General features: G+C 58.5%; 12 protein-coding genes. 5 read left to right on the top strand and 7 right to left on the bottom strand.

What is annotated here, in order from left to right; translation table 11 throughout:
• Positions 1-18: 18 nt before the first annotated feature.
• On the top strand, positions 19-1143 hold the full coding sequence (locus AKL25_RS10450; RefSeq protein WP_050477600.1) for a zinc-dependent alcohol dehydrogenase family protein: 1125 nt from the start codon (positions 19-21) through the stop codon (positions 1141-1143).
• A gap of 21 nt (positions 1144-1164) precedes the next feature.
• The gene (locus tag AKL25_RS10445) at positions 1165-2181 is read left to right on the top strand and encodes a TRAP transporter substrate-binding protein (RefSeq protein WP_050477598.1); all 1017 of its coding nucleotides are present in this window, start codon (positions 1165-1167) and stop codon (positions 2179-2181) included.
• 78 nt (positions 2182-2259) lie between these two features.
• On the opposite strand, the gene AKL25_RS10440 is transcribed toward AKL25_RS10445, so the two are convergent.
• A complete protein-coding gene (locus AKL25_RS10440) occupies positions 2260-3309 on the bottom strand; it encodes an NADP(H)-dependent aldo-keto reductase (protein ID WP_050477597.1) in 1050 nt (349 codons plus the stop codon).
• Between the two features lie 120 nt (positions 3310-3429).
• On the opposite strand from AKL25_RS10440, the gene AKL25_RS10435 reads away from it, so the two are divergent.
• A complete protein-coding gene (locus AKL25_RS10435) occupies positions 3430-4662 on the top strand; it encodes an MFS transporter (RefSeq protein WP_050477596.1) in 1233 nt (410 codons plus the stop codon).
• Positions 4663-4667: 5 nt separating this feature from the next.
• Here the strand turns inward: AKL25_RS10435 and AKL25_RS10430 are convergent, their stop codons facing one another.
• From AKL25_RS10430 to AKL25_RS10420, 3 genes are all read right to left on the bottom strand, one after another.
• The gene (locus AKL25_RS10430) at positions 4668-5240 is read right to left on the bottom strand and encodes a DUF7482 domain-containing protein (protein WP_205627232.1); all 573 of its coding nucleotides are present in this window, start codon (positions 5238-5240) and stop codon (positions 4668-4670) included.
• Positions 5241-5380: 140 nt separating this feature from the next.
• The gene (locus AKL25_RS10425; protein ID WP_050477595.1) at positions 5381-6970 is read right to left on the bottom strand and encodes an ABC transporter substrate-binding protein; all 1590 of its coding nucleotides are present in this window, start codon (positions 6968-6970) and stop codon (positions 5381-5383) included.
• Between the two features lie 185 nt (positions 6971-7155).
• Positions 7156-10161, bottom strand: coding sequence for an EAL domain-containing protein (locus tag AKL25_RS10420; protein WP_338034479.1), 3006 nt, complete (start codon positions 10159-10161; stop codon positions 7156-7158).
• Between the two features lie 591 nt (positions 10162-10752).
• On the opposite strand from AKL25_RS10420, the gene AKL25_RS10410 reads away from it, so the two are divergent.
• Both AKL25_RS10410 and fghA read left to right on the top strand, forming a co-directional pair.
• The gene (locus tag AKL25_RS10410; protein WP_050477591.1) at positions 10753-11859 is read left to right on the top strand and encodes an S-(hydroxymethyl)glutathione dehydrogenase/class III alcohol dehydrogenase; all 1107 of its coding nucleotides are present in this window, start codon (positions 10753-10755) and stop codon (positions 11857-11859) included.
• 1 nt (position 11860) lies between these two features.
• Complete coding sequence (gene fghA / locus AKL25_RS10405) at positions 11861-12712, top strand: S-formylglutathione hydrolase (protein WP_050477590.1); 852 nt, start codon at positions 11861-11863, stop codon at positions 12710-12712.
• A 156-nt stretch (positions 12713-12868) separates the two neighbouring features.
• Here the strand turns inward: fghA and AKL25_RS10400 are convergent, their stop codons facing one another.
• The 3 genes from AKL25_RS10400 to AKL25_RS24755 form a co-directional block, all read right to left on the bottom strand.
• Entirely contained in the window at positions 12869-14308 is a 1440-nt protein-coding gene (locus AKL25_RS10400) for an HlyD family type I secretion periplasmic adaptor subunit (RefSeq protein WP_050477589.1), read from the bottom strand.
• 5 nt (positions 14309-14313) lie between these two features.
• Positions 14314-16521 carry a type I secretion system permease/ATPase gene (locus AKL25_RS10395; protein WP_420840710.1) on the bottom strand — a complete coding sequence of 736 codons (2208 nt, stop codon included), beginning with the start codon at positions 16519-16521 and terminating at the stop codon, positions 14314-14316.
• 94 nt (positions 16522-16615) lie between these two features.
• A partial coding sequence (locus tag AKL25_RS24755) for a calcium-binding protein (RefSeq protein WP_276203010.1) occupies positions 16616-17142 on the bottom strand: 527 nt, incomplete at its 5' end.

Genomic DNA, 17142 nt, shown 5'->3' with positions numbered 1-17142 from the left:
CTGAAACGGGAGACAGACATGAAGATCCAGGCTGCAGTATTACGAGAAATGACCACGGTCGAACCTTTCGCCAGCAGCCGGCCGCTGCGGATTGAAGAGCTGGATCTCGATGCGCCGGGACCGGGGGAGGTGCTGATCAAAATGCGCGCCGCCGGCCTGTGCCATTCCGACCTGTCGGTGATTACCGGCGCGCGTCCGCGTCCGGTGCCGATGGCGCTGGGGCATGAGGCTTCCGGCGAGGTGGTGGAAGTCGGCGCCGGCGTCCACGATCTGCGTCCCGGCGATCTGGTCGTGCTGGTGTTTGTACCGAGCTGCGGGCATTGCATGCCCTGCATGGAGGGCCGTCCGGCATTGTGCGAACCGGGCGCGGAGGCCAACACCAAGGGCCAGTTGCTGTCGGGCGCCATGCGCCTGCGCGGGCAGAACAAAGTCATCAACCATCATCTCGGCGTGTCGGCGTTTGCCGATCACGCGGTGGTGTCGCGCCGCTCCTGCGTCAAGATCGAGGCGGACATCGATCCGGTGGAAGCTGCCTTGTTCGGTTGTGCCGTATTGACCGGCGTCGGCGCCGCAGTCAACACCGCCGAAGTGAAAGCCGGCACCACCGCTGCCGTGCTCGGCCTGGGCGGCGTCGGTCTGTGCGCCATGCTGGGCGCGCTGGCCTCCGGCGCGCGCGAGGTGATCGCCATTGACCTGCACGACAGCAAGCTGGAACTGGCGAGGTCGCTCGGCGCGACCGCCACGGTCAACGCACGCGATCCCGATGCGGTGGAGAAGGTCAAGGCGCTGACGAAAGGCGGCGTCGACTACGCCTTCGAGATGGCCGGTTCGGTGCAAGCCATGGAAGCGGCCTACCGGATGACGCGCCGCGGCGGCATGACCGTGACAGCCGGCTTGCCCGCGCCGGATCAGAAATGGGCCTTGCAGCAGGTTAGCCTGGTGGCCGAGGAGCGCACGGTCAAAGGCAGCTATATCGGCTCTTGCGTGCCGGTGCGCGATATCCCGCGTTATATCGGCCTGTATCAGAGCGGACGGCTGCCGGTCGACAAATTGATGGGACAGCGTCTGGCCCTGTCTGATATCAACAGCGGCTTTGACCGTCTGGCTTCGGGGGAAGGGTTGCGCGATCTGATTGTTTTTTGAGGTACAACGAGGAGACTGAGAATGATGAAAAAAATATTGACCGCTGCAACGACGGCGGTTGTTCTGGCATTAGCAGTGCAGGCAGTTCCTGCACTGGCGCAGCAGCCTATCGTGATCAAGTTCAGCCACGTCGTGGCGAACAACACGCCCAAGGGCAAGGGAGCGGAACGCTTCAAGCAGCTGGCGGAAGAGCGCACCAAAGGCCGCGTGAAGGTGGAGGTGTATCCCAACAGCCAGCTTTACAAGGACAAGGAAGAGCTGGAAGCGCTGCAGCTCGGCGCGGTGCAAATGCTGGCGCCGTCGCTGGCCAAGTTCGGTCCGCTCGGCGTGAAGGAATACGAAGTATTCGACTTGCCTTACATCTTCCCGAACCGCGCGGTGCTGGCGCGCATCACCGAAGGCCCGATCGGGCAAGGCCTGTTCAAGAAACTGGAAAGCAAGGGCATCAAGGGATTGGCCTATTGGGACAACGGCATGAAGGTGATGACCGCCAACAAGCCCTTGCACAAGGTTGACGACTTCCGCGGCCTGAAGATGCGTATCCAATCATCCAAGGTGCTGGACGAACAGTTCCGCGCCCTGAAGGCCAATCCGCAGGTGCTGGCGTTCTCCGAGGTGTACCAGGCCATGCAGACCGGCGTGGTCGACGGCAGCGAGAATACGCCTTCCAATATCTACACGCAGAAAGTGTATGAAGTGCAGTCGCAGCTGACGGTGTCCGATCACGGCTACATCGGCTATGCGGTGATCGTGAACAAGAAGTTCTGGGACAACCTGCCGCCTGACATTCGCGCGCAACTCGAGTCGGCAATGAAAGATGCGACGCGCTACGCCAACGCGATTGCCCAGCAAGAGAATGAAGATGCGCTGGCGGCGATCAAGGCTTCCGGCAAGACCAAGGTTTACTATCTGACCGATGCTGAAAAAGCGGAATGGCGCAAAGCGATGCTGCCGGTACACAAGTCGATGGAGGCGCGTGTAGGCAAGGATCTGATCCAGGAAATTTACAAGGAAACCGCGAATCTGGGCGTGAAATAAATCAACGCATTTTCGATCTTGGCAATAAAAAAGCCCGCCGGCGCAAACCGGTGGGCTTTTTGTCTTGCTCGCAGCGGATCAGGGGGCGGGATTGGGCTGCGTCTTGTGGATCGCATCGATCTGCTCGATGATCTCCGCCGGCAGTTGGACCGACAGGCTGTCGATGTTGCTGCGCAACTGCTCCATGGTGGTGGCGCCGATGATGTTGGAGGTGACGAACGGTCGGCTGTTGACATAGGCCAGCGCCATTTGCGCCGGATCGATGCCGTGCTTGCGGGCGAGGGCGACGTAGGCCTTGGTCGCGGCTTCGGCTTGCGGGTTGGTGTAGCGCGTGAAACGTTCAAACAGGGTCAGGCGGCCGGCGGCAGGACGCGCGCCGTTTTCGTATTTGCCGGACAGCATGCCGAAGGCCAGCGGCGAGTATGCCAGCAGACCGACTTGTTCGCGATGAGCGAATTCGGCGAGGTTGATTTCGAACCCGCGATTGAGCAGGTTGTAGGGATTCTGGATCGTGACGATGCGTTCCAGATCAAATTTTTCTGCAGCACGCAGGAATTGCGCAACACCCCACGAGGTTTCGTTGGACAGGCCGATGTGGCGGATTTTGCCGGCTTTGACGAACTCGGACAGGATGCGCAGCGTTTCATCAATGGCGACCGTATCCTCGTCGGCGATGTGTGCATAGTTGAGCTGGCCGAAGCTGTTGACGCTGCGATCCGGCCAGTGCAATTGATACAGATCGACGTGATCGAGTTGCAGGCGTTCGAGGCTGCCGTTGAGCGCTTCCGTCAGACCCTTGCGGTCGAAGTTGTTGATGCCGCCGCGGATGTGGCGCGGATTGTGCGGCTTGCGCGCCGGGCCGGTGGCCTTGGTGGCGATCAGCAGTTGGTCGCGCTTGCCGGATTTCTTGAGCCAGGTGCCGAGATAGCGTTCGCTCAGGCCCTGGGTTTCCGCTTTGGGCGGCACCGGATACATTTCGGCGACATCGATCAGGTTGATGCCGCGCTCGGTGGCGTAGTCAAGCTGGGAGTGCGCTTCGGCCTCGGAGTTTTGTTCGCCCCAGGTCATGGTGCCGAGCGTGATCAGGCTGACATTGATGTTGGTGCGGCCAAGAGGGCGGTATTGCATGGGTGAATCCTTTCGGAAAGCTGACAGAACACGGACAGACGGCGTGCGGGAAATGAAGTAGTATATCCGCGCGTGAAACTTCGCGCAGCGTCCCTCACCGCATAAGAATATTTCCCTCCAATGACTTCCTCAATCGCTCCGGAACAACTGTTGCACCATCGCTCTTTTTGTTTGTTCTGGCTGGCAAGCGTGGCCTCGACGATTGCACTGCAAATGCAGATCGTCGCCGTGGGCTGGCAAGTCTATCAATTGACGCACAGCGCCTTCGACCTCGGCATTGTCGGGCTGGTGCAATTCATTCCTTCGCTGTTCCTGGTGTTCATTGTCGGCCACGTTGCCGACCGCCACGACCGCCGTCAGGTGGCCCGTTTCAGTATCCTGGTGGAAGCGATTGCCGCCGGTCTTCTTGCTGCGGGCAGCATCGGCGGCTGGCTGAACAAGGAGGCGATTTTTGCGATCGTGTTCGTGATCGGCGCGGGCCGGGCGTTCAGCAAACCGACCATGTCGGCGATGTTGCCGACCCTGATGCCGCCGTCGTTGTTGCCGCGCGCCGTTGCCGGATCCGCATCGGCCACGCAGGTAGCGATCATCGTCGGCCCGGCGATGGGCGGCTTTCTGTATGTGGCGGGACCGTCGGTGGTGTATGTCACCAGTTGCGCCATGTTCATCTTGTGCAGCGTGCTGGTGTCGCTGATCAAAGTCGAGACGCCGCCGTCCAAGCGTGAGAACGCCACGCTCAAATCGGTGTTTGCCGGTATCGCCTACATCCGCAGCAAGCCGGCGATCTTCGGCGCGATTTCCCTCGATCTGTTTGCCGTGCTGCTGGGCGGCGCGACGGCCTTGCTGCCGGTGTATGCGCACGACATTCTGCATACCAATTCGGTCGGCCTCGGCCTGTTGCGTTCGGCGCCGGCGGTGGGCGCCTTGTCGGTTGCCTTGTTCCTGGCGCGCAATCCGCTGAGAGGCCGCATCGGCCGCACCATGTTCATTGCGGTCGCCATCTTCGGCTGCGCGACGATCGTGTTCGGGCTGTCGCAGTCCTTTGTGGTGTCGCTGCTGGCGCTGGTGGTGCTGGGGGCATCCGATATGATCAGCGTGGTGGTGCGCTCAACCTTCGTGCAACTGGAAACGCCGGATGCAATGCGCGGCCGCGTGAGCGCCGTCAATTCGGTATTCATCGGCACCTCGAATCAGTTGGGCGAATTTGAATCCGGGCTTACCGCCGCGTGGTTCGGCGCCGTGCCGGCGGTGCTGATCGGCGGTATCGGCACGCTGGTGGTGGTGGTGCTGTGGATACGCCTGTTTCCGCAATTGTTCCAGGTCGACCGGTTGGCGCCGGTCGACAAGAAATAGGGCGCTCAGGGTTCCGGATCCTGGTTGGCGAGATGGATGCGGATGTTCGGCAGCGCGTCGCCTTCCGCTGAAAACACCACCGGGCAATTGACGATCAGGTTGGTCTTTTCAATGCTGACCAGGCCGGCTTCTTCGGCGGCCAGCACTTCTTCTTCCGACTTCAATACGCGCGGCTGTTTCCCCGGCAGCCAGCTCACCTTGTGCACTTGCCACAGCGGTGAATAGTTGACGTTTTCGCTGGCGGCGCCGGTCGGCTGCGGCAGCGAAGGCAGCACGCCGCCTTGCCTGAAATTCACAAACGAATAGATGCGCTCGACAGCGCCGGGTTGCCCCGGCTGGCGCTGCTGGCTGATGGCGTTGGCCAGCCGCGGCACATAGTTGGCGCCCATGTCGGCGGCCGCCTTTTTATCGGACACATCGGTGGTGATATAGCGCACCACCTTGCCGTCGTACCAGCCGGAGATCAGCGGCAGTTCAACCACGTCGCCGGTCTGCTGCGCGTGTGCGGCGCCGGGCGCCGACCAGCCGGTGCAGAGGAGGAGCGAGGAGAGCGCCATGGGCAGGAGGTTTTTTTTCATGTTGGTTACCTTCGGTTAAGTCTGCAAGTCGGCAAATACCGATTAGTCGCGATGCTGCATCGGATATTACAGCGAGCAAGAAAAAAGGCCTGCGGCAAACATGCCGGCAGGCCTTTCGACGTCATGCGACGCGTGCTGCGTTATTGCGGATGGAACTGATGCGCGAAGGTGAATTCGTCGATGCGCGGGGTGTACTTGATGCCCTTGCGCACGGCCCAGGTCGCGTACTGGTGATGCAGCGGAATCACCGCGTAATCGGTCAGGGCCACGGTTGCCGCCTGCCTGGCGAATTCCTGGCGCTGCTTTTCATCGACGGAGGCCAGCGAGGATTGCACCAGCTTGTCGACTTGCGGATTGCTGTATTTGCCCCAGTTCCACGAACCCCAGCCGGTGCTCGCATCGGTAGTGCCGACCAGCGTGCGCAGGCCGAAGTCGCCTGCCAGCGTGCCCCAGCCCAGCAGGGCGACGCTGAAGTCGCCGTTGCGCGCTTTGCCGAAGTAGACCGACAGCGGGAAGGTTTCGACCTTGGTCTGGATGCCGACGCGGCTCAGGAATTGGGCGACGGTTTGCACCACGCGCTCATCGTTGATGTAGCGGTTGTTAGGGCCGTGCAGCGTCAATGCAAAACCGTTCGGATAGCCGGCAGCCGCCAGCAGCTTCTTGGCGCCTTCAGGATCGTACTTCTCGACCTTCAGGTTGTCGGCATAACCGAGGATGCCCGGGGCGACGATGTTCGATGCCGGCGTGCCGAGGCCTTCCAGCGTGCGCTCGGTCAAGGCCTGGCGATTGATCGCCTTGGAGATCGCCTGACGGACGCGGATGTCCTTCAGCGGGTTCTTGTCCAATGGCTTGCCGGATTTGTCGGTGATATCAGGCGTCTTGTCGCGCGACTGATCCAGCGTCCAGAAAATCGTGCGCCACGAAGTGCGTTGCACCAGCTCGAATTTCGGATTGGTCTTCAGCTTCGGCACGTCGGCCGGCGGCACGCTGTCGATGGCGTCGACTTCGCCGGCCAGCAGGGCCGCCAGGCGCGCACCGTCGGAAGTCAGGATACGGAAGGTGACCTTATCCCAGTCGGCCTTGCCGCCCCAGTAGCTGTCGTTGCGCACCAGCTCGATGCTGTCGCCGCGCTTGAAGCTGCCGAACTTGAACGGACCGGTGCCGATCAACGCCTTGCCGCTGTTGAAGTCTTCGGTGGTGGCGTTTTGCGCCGCCTTCTTGGAAACGATGAAGATGGTGCTCACGTCCAGCGCCAGCGGGCCGTATGGCGTCGCGGTCTTCAGGCGCACGGTATAGGGATCGACGATCTCTTTGGCGACGATCTGCTTGGTGTAGCTGGTGAACGGGCCGGGGCTGTTGGTCAGCGTGGCAGGGCGATCCAGCGAGAACACCACGTCTTCGGCCGTGAAGTCGGAGCCGTCATGGAACTTGACGCCGCGGCGCAGCTTGAATTCCCAGGTGGTCGGATCGACGGCTTTCCACGATACCGCGAGGCCGGGGATCAGCTTGCCGGTGGCGTCGACGTTGACCAGCGCATCGAACAGATGCGACGACAGCGAGATGTTCGGGGCAATGTTGTTGAAGTGCGGATCCAGCGTGGAGACGTCGGCGAACAGACCGATCTTGAGTTCGGCCGCTGCGACGGAATGCGCAGTCAGAGGCAGCGCTACCGTGGCGGCGATGCTGCTGAACGCCAGGCTGAGCAGTTTTTTCTTGAAAGACAATGCCATCACAACTCCCTGTAAAAATGATGTAAATCAGGCTGCTTATTCTAAGAGTACTTGTTGATTCCGGTGCAACAATATTCCTATTTGCTTATGCGAGGAATACATAACATTCGCAATGTACATGCAATAAGAGTTTTATGCAGAAGGCGGCCAGTCTGCCGTCGCCAGCGCAGAAAGCCTGATTGAAATCAGATCTTCGGTTGCGCGTGCAGTTGCAGCATCTGCACGAAGGCCGCATGCGGTATCGGCCGGCTGAAGTAGTAGCCCTGGTATTCGTCCGAACCGAAGACTTGTAAAGCCTGCAATTGCACTTCGGTTTCGACGCCCTCGGTGACGACCTTGAGATTGAGCGCGTGCGCCATGGCGATGATGGCCTGCACGATGGCGCTGCCGTTGGCGTCGTGCGGGATGTCGGTGATGAAGGAGCGGTCGATCTTGACGTTGTCGACCGGGAAGCGTTTCAGGTAGGCGAGGGAGGAATAGCCGGTGCCGAAGTCGTCGATGGAAATCGTGAAGCCCAGCGCGCGGATGCCGTCCATGATGGCGATGGCTTGCTCGCGGTTGTGCATCACCATGCTTTCGGTGATCTCGAACTCGAGGCTGGAGGACGACACGCCGCGCGCCTGCACCACGCGCTGGATGTCGGCCAGCAGATTGTCGTCGTTGAACTGGCTGCCGGCCAGGTTGATGGCGATGCGGCCGAAGGCCAACCCCAATTTGTTGAGCAGGTCGATGTCGGCACAGGCGCGGTCCAGCACTTGCAAGCCGATTTGGTCGATCAGGCCGGCTTCTTCCGCCAATCCGATGAATTCGCCCGGCGGCAGCAGGCCGCGCACCGGATGCTGCCAGCGCACCAGCGCTTCGGCGCCGACGATGCGCGAGCTCTTGAGGTCGACCTTGGGCTGGTAATGGACGATGAATTCCTGGCGTTCGATGGCGCGGCGCAATTCCGTTTCGAGCGCGATGCGTTCGATGGTATGGGTGTTGACCTCATCCGAATAGAAGCGGTAGTCGTCCTTGCCTTTGTGCTTGGCACGGTACATGGCGATGTCGGCGTGCTTGATCAGCGTCTGGGCATTGCCGCCGTCGGTCGGGTAAGTGGCGATGCCGATACTGGTGCTGAGCTGGCATTCGTGGCCGCTGATATCGAAGGGCTTGCGCGCTTCCATCAGAAGCTTTTGCGCGATCTCGCCGAGCTGCAGCGGATCTTCGTAATCGTCGATCAGGACGATGAATTCATCGCCGCCGACACGGGCCAGGATGTCGAGTTCGCGCAGGCAATTGCGGAAGCGGATGGCGATTTCGCGCAGCAAGGCTTCGCCGGTTTCGTGGCCGAAGGTGTCGTTGATGTTCTTGAAACGATCCAGGTCCATCAGGAATACGGCCACCTGGCCGTCGCGGTGTTCCGCATGCGCGATCGCATTGCTGATGTGCTGCGTGCAAAGGAAGCGGTTGGGCAGGCCGGTCAGTTCGTCGTAGTGCGCCAGATGGCGGATGCGTTCTTCGGCCTTGCGGCTTTCGATGGCGACGCTGGCAAGATCGGCGACGACGCCGGCCAGGTGCAGGTATTCGCTGCTGGGCAGGCCGTGTTCCTTGAGCAGCGACGAGAACACGCCCATGACCTGGCCTTCCTTGCCGATGATGGGCCAGGAACCGCAGGATGGAAACTCTTCGGTGTTGATGAACTTGCGCGCGTTCTCCATGGTCGGGTCGGTCAGGATATCGCCCACGACGTGCGGCTTGCGGGTGATGACCGCTTCGCTGCTGGCGCCATTGCCGCGTGCAATCGGCATGCTGAGATAACCTTCATGCGTGCGCTCGGACAGGCGCGAGGTGTAAATGGCGGCGAGGTGCGTGGAGTCGTCGTTGAGCATCAGGATGGAACAGACGCTTTGCGGAATCTGCGAGTCGGCGAATTGCACGATCTCTTTGAGGATGTCTTCCAGGTCGGCATCGGTCATGACCAGATGCAGGATGCGGTTCTGCGTCGTTTGCAGCAGCTCGGCGCGTTTGCGCGCGCTGATGTCGCGCAGGATGGCGAAGATGGCGTAGCCCTTGTCGAGCTCGGTGCGATTGATGGTGACGTCGGTATAAATGATTTTGTGGCGTCGTACGGTGATCCATTCAAACTGTTGCGGTTCGCCGGCGATGGCTTTCTCGATGAGCGCGGTGATGTCCGGTTGTTGCAGTTGCTGGGCGCTCTGGCGCGAGAACAGGCCGACTTTCTTGCCGATGATGCGTTGCTTGTCCGACACGCCGAAGAACCTGAGGGCGGCGGCGTTGCAGTCGATGTACAGCATGTCCTGGCTGATCAGGACGATGGGGTCGTTGCCCTCGTCGTAAAGCTGCCGGTAGCGGTGTTCGCTTTCGGTCAGCGCGTCGTCGCGCTTTTGCTTGTAGTTGTAATAGATCAGGAAAGCGACCAGCGCCAGAATGATGAAGCCGCAGATGCCGACCGACAGCAGGATGCGGTTGAGCGTGCGGCTCTTCCATGGGGCCAGCACGTCGTCCATGCGGCGCGAATAAACCGCCACCATCGCCGAATCGGGGATCTTCTTGTAAGTGAAGAGCAGGTATTCGCCGCTCAGTATGGAGTGTTCCGCGAAGGCGCCTTCGTCGGCGCCGTTGCGGATGTTGATCATACTCTTGGCGTCGCGCAGGCTCTTGTCGATCCAGGTGGGTTCGAAAGGCGAACGGATCATCAGCGAACCGTCGAGCTTGCGCAATGAGACGATCGCCCGATAATTGGTGATGCGCTTGTAGAAATCGAAGAAATAGCTGACCTTGAGTTCAGCGACGATCATGCCGACATGCTGGCCGCGCATATACAGATTGCGGGCGATCGGCAGGATCAGTTCCTGGGTGGCAGGGCTTTTGATCAGTTGGCCGACGAAGTAGGCCGGTTTGGCCGGATTGGCGTCGACCTGGCGCAGCTGCAGGTCGCTGAGTTCGATTTCGGTGGCGCCCACGCGCATCGAGCTGGCGCGGCTGACGCCGGTCAGGTCGACGAAACGCAGCGCCTGCACGGGCGGCAGGATTTGCTTTTCATGCTCGAGCAATTGATACAGGGCAACGTCGTCTTCGAGGATGTGCTGGTCGGCGATCTGGATCGACATCGCCGCGGAGTTCAGCATGCGATCGACGTCGACAAGTATCCTCTCAGCGTGTTCTTCGACGCTGCGAACGGCAACCATCGAACTGTTTATTTCCGAGTCGATGGTTAACTGACGATCCTGCCGGACTTCCCACCATGTCTGGGCACTGATGACAGCAATAACGAATGCGACAAAGAAAAACAACGTCCGCAGCGTGCTGGTTGCTCTTCCTGGCTTTTTCCCTTTTCCCATGTGGCGAGTATTAAATTTTGTTGCGTCGGCCAACCATTCAGAACATCCGATCCCTGCGCGCTGTTTTTTTTGCCTTGCGAGGGGGCGCTTGCAAATCCGTCACAAATTTTGTTTCTTCTATGAATTGCTCGCTATGGTTCAACCATACCGTATGCAATGATCTTTGTCATCCATCTAACAATTAGGATTCCATTCGCGGCGGGAAAGTTCGTTTCTGTCCACAACCGGATTCACGCTGCGGATGAGAGTGTTTCTCTTTTGCGCCTGTCAATTCTTGGCGGCAATGCGATAATACGGGCCTTCAAGCAGCTGTCGCTACAGGTCCGACCAGTTGACCGCGCAGCCCGGCTGAATCCAGGCGCGAAAGACGGGTAGTTTCGGACGCAGGCATGCATACACAATCTCGGTAATTTTCCATCAACAGATCAAAGGACAGAAATGAAAACCAAAGCAGCAGTCGCCTGGCAGGCAGGCAAGCCGTTGACCATTGAGGAAGTCGAACTGGGCGGCCCCAAGGCCGGTGAAGTCCTGGTCGAAATCAAGGCAACCGGGATTTGCCATACCGATTACTACACGCTGTCGGGCGCTGATCCGGAAGGCATCTTCCCGGCCATTCTGGGCCATGAAGGCGCGGGCGTAGTGGTCGACGTCGGCCCCGGCGTCAAGAGCCTGAAGAAAGACGATCACGTCATCCCGCTGTACACGCCGGAATGCCGCGAGTGCAAATTCTGCCTCTCGCAAAAAACCAACCTGTGCCAGGCCATCCGCTCGACGCAAGGCCGCGGCCTGATGCCGGACGCGACCAGCCGCTTCTCGCTGGACGGCAAGCCGCTGTTCCATTACATGGGCACGTCGACGTTTTCCAACTACATCGTGGTGCCGGAAATCGCACTGGCGAAGATCCGTGAAGATGCGCCGTTCGACAAGGTTTGCTATATCGGTTGCGGCGTGACCACCGGCGTCGGCGCGGTGTTGTTTACCGCCAAGGTGGAGGCGGGCGCCAACGTGGTCGTGTTTGGTTTGGGCGGCATCGGCCTGAACGTGATCCAGGCCGCCAAGATGGTCGGCGCCAACAAGATCATCGGCGTCGATCTGAACCCCGGCCGCGAAGCCATGGCGCGCAAGTTCGGCATGACCGACTTCATCAACCCGAAGGACGTCGCCAACGTGGTCGACGCCATCATCGGCCTGACCGACGGCGGCGCCGACTACAGCTTCGAGTGCATCGGCAACACCACCACCATGCGCCAGTCGCTGGAATGCTGCCACAAGGGCTGGGGCCAGTCGATCATCATCGGCGTGGCGGCGGCCGGGCAGGAGATCAGCACCCGTCCGTTCCAGCTGGTGACCGGGCGCGTCTGGAAGGGTTCGGCCTTCGGCGGCGCACGCGGCCGCACCGACGTGCCGAAGATCGTCGACTGGTACATGGAAGGCAAGCTCAACATCGACGACCTGATCACGCACAAGCTGCCGCTGGAGCGTATCAACGAAGGCTTCGACCTGATGAAGAGCGGCGAGTCGATCCGTTCCGTCGTCGAGTTCTGAGATGGCGCTGGAACTGTTGAGCGAGCACGGCTGCTTCGGCGGCGTGCAGGGTTTTTACAAGCATGAATCGCAAGAGATCGGCCTGCCGATGCGCTTCTCGGTGTTTGTGCCGCCGCAGGCAAAACAAGGGCCGGTGCCCGTCTTGTTTTATCTGGCCGGCCTGACCTGTACCGAAGAAACCTTCATGATCAAGGGTGGCGCGCAGCGTATCGCGGCCGAACTCGGCGTGATGCTGGTGGCGTCGGACACCAGCCCGCGCGGCGCGAATATCCCAGGCGAAAACGATGCATGGGATTTCGGCGTGGGAGCCGGTTTCTATCTGGATGCCACGCAGGAACCGTGGCGCAAGCATTACCGCATGGGTTCGTATGTTGCGCAAGAGTTGCTGCAATTGGTGCTGGCGGAGTTTCCTGCAAATGCGGACCGGGTCGGCATCTTCGGCCATTCAATGGGCGGACACGGCGCCTTGACGCTAGCCTTGCGCCATCGCGATGTTTATCGTTCAGTGTCGGCCTTTGCGCCGATCGCTGCGCCGTCGCAATGTCCGTGGGGGCAAAAGGCTTTCAGCAACTATCTCGGCAGCGACCGGGCCGCGTGGCTGCAATACGATGCAAGTGCGCTGATGCAGCAGTTGCAGACGCCATTTCCGCAGGGCATCCTGATCGATCAGGGGCTGAGCGACAAATTCCTGGAGCAGCAGTTGTTGCCGCAGGCATTTGAAGCTGCCTGCGCCCAGGCGAAGCAGCCGTTGACCTTGCGCCGGCATGAAGGCTATGACCACGGTTATTACTTCATCTCGACGTTCATGGAAGATCACTTGCGGTTTCATCACCGCATTTTTTTGCATGGATAGCAACAGACTACCTAATTCGCATAGAGTCGAAAGCTCGTGCTAACCCCCAAGTTTTGGGCGAGTTTTTGATAGTGCCGGAAGATCGTTGAATAGTGCGTTAGTGATGAAACACAGAATCAAACGGGCAGTTGCGAATGCCTGCGCGCCTCTCACGGTTCAACGCTCCCGCAAACTCTCGCTTGTATGCTGCAACAGCGGCGATAGGAAATATTCGATCACTCGCCTCTTGCTTGTTTTGATTTCTACCGATACGGCCATACCGGGACTCAAGGATACTGAGGTGCCGTTTACGTTGATGCTAGCTTTGTCCATTTTGACTCGGGTCGAGTAAATCAGACCTCGCTTTTCATCGTTGATCGCGTCATGAGATATCGACATCACCTTGGCATGGATGGTACCGTACTTGGTATATTGGAAGGTTTCGATCTTGATTTCGGCATCCTGGTTTGGTTTAACGAAACCGATGTCTTTGTTCTCCAGGAAGGCTTCGATCTCTAAGGGGGTGTCGCGTGGTACGATCACCATTACTGGCTGGGCGGGCGTCACCACTCCTCCGACCGTATGAACTACCAACTGTTGTACAGTGCCATTCACTGGTGACGTTAGCTTCATTAGCTTGCTGCGTGAATCAGCCTTGAGTAAGTCCTGTTCTAGTGCCGTAACCTTTTGTTGTCCATCGGTGATGCTATCCAGGCTGACACGTCGGGTTTCGGCCATCAGTTCAGCGCGCTGACCACGGGCCTCGCGCAGAGCTGCTTCTATCTCCTTGAGTCGGCTGCGCAGATTGGCCAGATCGGCTTCTTGCTCAATTCGAGTTTGTTCGCGCTCCAGATATCCATGTTTAGACACAAAATTCTGATCGAGCAGATTTTTGAAGTCTTGTGCCCGTTGCTTGGCAATCGGCACGGTCTGCTCCAGCTTGCGTACCAATTCTTGGGTCGAGCGCAACTCGGCCTCGCGTTTTGTGGTTTCAGCCTCGATCCGACTTTGCTTTGCGTTGAACTCGGCCAGCTGACTCGCTAGCAAGCGTTGCGCTTCGTTGAACTTGGCATCATCAACTTCGGCAGGGCGTTCGAGCTTCAGGGTATGGCCGTTGTCTAGCGCGGTCAGCATGGCTTGCTCGCGTTCGACTTGCAGCCGGGCTACGCCCAAATCGCTCTGTATCCGATCTAGGTCGGCTTGTGCGATGGTAGCATCCAGTTCGATCAGAGCATCGCCGACTTTGACCTGCTGCCCATCCGTGACATGGATCGCCTTGATAGTGGAGATCTCAAAGGGCTGGATAGTCTTGGTGCGGTCGTTCGGCACCACCTTACCCTGCGCTGTGGCAACAACATCGATATAGCCGAAACTTGCCCAGAGCAAAGCCAGGAAAGCGAAGCCAATCAGCATCCATATTGCGGCATGCGGCGCGGCCGATACCGGTGTTTCTTGCAGAGATAATGCCGCTGGCAAAAACTGCGCCTCGTGAGCAAGCCGCTCGACAGGTTGCATATCGGAGCGGTGTCGCCAAGCATTGCTCAACGCAGCACTGTAGCGTTTGAGCAAATCGGTAAAGGCTTGTAATCGCGGGGACGTAGCAAAGTTAATAGGCATCGAGTTCAGCCTTGTTGAAGGCGGTGCAATCGTGAGTAATGACCAGCTGCGTGAAGAAGTAACTCGGCATGCGTTCCTATCTCTACAATCTGACCACGCTCCATCACAATGATGCGATTGGAATCCCGTACCGCTGACAGTCGATGCGCGATGATGATTACCGTGCGATCTTTACAGATAGCCTTCATGTTGTCTTGGATAATGCGCTCGCTTTCGTAGTCCAGCGCGCTGGTGGCTTCGTCAAAAATCAGCACTCGTGGGTTGGTCATTAGAGCTCGGGCAATCGCAATGCGTTGGCGTTGCCCACCCGAGAGCGTGGAGCCATGTTCGCCGACCAACGTATCGTAAGCTTCGGGCAGCTCCAGAATGAACTCATGTGCTCCGGCGAGTTTAGCTACCTGGATCACCGTCTCCAGCGGTGCACCCGGGTCGGCCAGGGCGATGTTGTCGCGGATGCTGCGCGCGAACAATACGTTTTCTTGCAGCACCACGCCAATCTGGCGGCGCAGTGACGTTGAATCGACCAGTGCCAAGTCCATGCCGTCTACCAGCACTCGGCCACGCTCGGGCACATACAGGCGCTGCACCAGCTTGGTCAAAGTGCTCTTACCCGAACCGGAACGTCCAACGATTCCGATCACTTCACCCGCAGCGATGGCCACTGACACGCTCTTGAGTACTTCGGGGCCGTCAGGACGATAGCGAAACACTACTTCGTCGAGCGTGATACACCCAGTCAGTGCTGGTAACGTACTCTTGTTGCTTGCCATCTCGGTACGTGTATTCAGAATGTCGCCCAAGCGTTGTATCGAAATGCCTGTTTGTTGAAAATCCGTCCATAACTGCGCCAACCGCATCACCGGCTGCGCTACCTGACCTGCCAGCATGTTGAAGGCAATCAATTGGCCGACGGTAAGCTGATTGTCGATTACTAGTCTTGCGCCCAAGTACATGGTGGCAACTGTTACTAGTTTTGAGATCAAGGTCACGCCACTGTTGGCAAAAGTGCCAGCCATGGCGGCTTTGAAGCTCGACGACACATAAGCGGCTAATTGGTTATCCCATTTGCGCGTCCAGTGTGGCTCTACCGCCATCGCCTTGACAGTGTCGATGCCGCTGATGGTTTCTACCAGAAAGGCTTGGTTCTCAGCTCCGCGATTGAACTTCTCGTGTAAACGTGCGCGCAGGAGTGGTGTGAGTAAGGTCGAAAGGATTACATAACATGGTAGCGAGATCGCCACGATCAAGGTTAACCAGCCGCTATAGTGCAGCATCACGGCAATGAACACTGCTGAAAACAACAAGTCCAGTACCAGGGTGATAGCGTTGCCGGTCAAGAAGGATCGGATGTTTTCCAGCTCACGTACCCGTGCCACGGAATCGCCGACTCTTCGCGCTTGAAAATACGCTAGCGGCAAAGTCAATAAGTGTCGGAACAACCTTGCGCCCAGCTCCACATCGATGCGACTGGTGGTGTGTGCGAACACAAAGCTGCGCAAGGCGGTAAGCGAAACCTCGAACAGCACTACCACTGTTAGTCCCGCGCCGATAACATCCAGCGTGGTGAAACCACGATGCACCAACACTTTGTCCATCACTACCTGAAAGAAGAGCGGTGTGATGAGGGAAAAAAACTGCAACACGAAGCTGACCAGCAAGACTTCCAGCAGCAGCTTGCGGTACTTGATAATGGCAGGGATGAACCACGTAAAATCGAATTTAGTCAGATCACCTGCTACTGAAGCGCGGTAGGTGAACAAGATCAGCTCGCCCTTCCAGCGGGCTTGCAGTTCGGCCAACGACAACGTTTCGGGACGGCCAACTGCGGGGGATTGAATCAGGACTCGGTCGCCATTCGCGCGCGCCACAATGAAGAAGTCGGGCGATCCGTCATCGCAATGTCCAACGGCTACGGCGGGAAGTGGCGTCTTTGCCAGCCGAGTTACATCCACCTTAAGAGCTTTGGCGTGAAGTTCCAAGCGCTTAGCGGCGAGAAGCAGGTCAGTAGTATTCATACCGCCATCAGTTACTGCTGACTCATGTGCAAGTTGATCCGCATCGGCGGCCACGCCATGCAGACGTGCAATTAGGACTAAACAGGCTAGCCCAGTGTCGATCTTGGCCTGTGGGGGCGGGGTGAGGGGCGGTTCTGCTATTGAGTCGATGATCATCAACCCTTTATAGGATAGGTCGTCATAGGGTTCGTGCGTCATTAAATACTATTCTATTCATTCGCATACCACCCCAAAGTCCATAGCAGAAGCGCAGGTTGTAGAAGGGGCAAAGCTGCAGCCTCAGCACGGTGGCTTACTTCCAGTTTACGGCAATCACCGGATTCAGGGCCGTTTGGTAGTTTGCCGGGAGGGTAGTTTGGCCAGCGGCCGGCGGTGCGAAGGCAGCCATTGCAGAGACAAGAGTATCAACCTGACTTTCCAGAAGATGCTTGCCGTTGCCAAGATCGAACCCGTCTACATGGTAGGCAGACCCACTGTACCAGTTGCGGAGCGTCAACTTGTCGTTTGTTTCGATAAGAGTCAGTTGGAGATCGTTGCCGGTACGTTGCAGCCAAATTTGGTTCTCTGACACGCCGGTCCCAATTGCAACACGATCATTTTCTGTTCCAGTGAAATCGTAGTTGTTGATGGCATCGCTGTTTGAGCCCTTGCCAAACAAATAAGTGTCATTTCCTGTGCCGCCCTCAAGCGTATCGTCGCCAGCGCCGCCATCCAGAATGTCATTACCCGCCTCGCCGTTTAAGCGGTCATCTCCATCCTGGCCTTGAAGGACATCATTGCCATACTCGCCATATATGGTGTCATTGCCATTGCCGCCGT

It is taken from the genome of Herbaspirillum rhizosphaerae (assembly GCF_001189965.1).
Classification (GTDB): Bacteria; Pseudomonadota; Gammaproteobacteria; order Burkholderiales; family Burkholderiaceae_D; genus Herbaspirillum; species Herbaspirillum rhizosphaerae.
The sequence above is the reverse complement of the archived record's forward strand: the minus strand, read 5'-3'. Positions and strand labels throughout refer to the sequence as shown.

Coding starts and splice junctions, on each gene's coding strand:
- AKL25_RS10410 (WP_050477591.1), top strand. CDS start 10,753: ATGAAAACCAAAGCAGCAGTCGCCTGGCAGGCAGGCAAGCCGTTGACC.
- AKL25_RS10450 (WP_050477600.1), top strand. CDS start 19: ATGAAGATCCAGGCTGCAGTATTACGAGAAATGACCACGGTCGAACCT.
- AKL25_RS10420 (WP_338034479.1), bottom strand. CDS start 10,161: ATGGTTGCCGTTCGCAGCGTCGAAGAACACGCTGAGAGGATACTTGTC.
- AKL25_RS10445 (WP_050477598.1), top strand. CDS start 1,165: ATGATGAAAAAAATATTGACCGCTGCAACGACGGCGGTTGTTCTGGCA.
- AKL25_RS10425 (WP_050477595.1), bottom strand. CDS start 6,970: ATGGCATTGTCTTTCAAGAAAAAACTGCTCAGCCTGGCGTTCAGCAGC.
- AKL25_RS10435 (WP_050477596.1), top strand. CDS start 3,430: ATGACTTCCTCAATCGCTCCGGAACAACTGTTGCACCATCGCTCTTTT.
- AKL25_RS10440 (WP_050477597.1), bottom strand. CDS start 3,309: ATGCAATACCGCCCTCTTGGCCGCACCAACATCAATGTCAGCCTGATC.
- AKL25_RS10395 (WP_420840710.1), bottom strand. CDS start 16,521: ATGACGCACGAACCCTATGACGACCTATCCTATAAAGGGTTGATGATC.
- AKL25_RS10400 (WP_050477589.1), bottom strand. CDS start 14,308: ATGCCTATTAACTTTGCTACGTCCCCGCGATTACAAGCCTTTACCGAT.
- fghA (WP_050477590.1), top strand. CDS start 11,861: ATGGCGCTGGAACTGTTGAGCGAGCACGGCTGCTTCGGCGGCGTGCAG.
- AKL25_RS10430 (WP_205627232.1), bottom strand. CDS start 5,240: ATGAAAAAAAACCTCCTGCCCATGGCGCTCTCCTCGCTCCTCCTCTGC.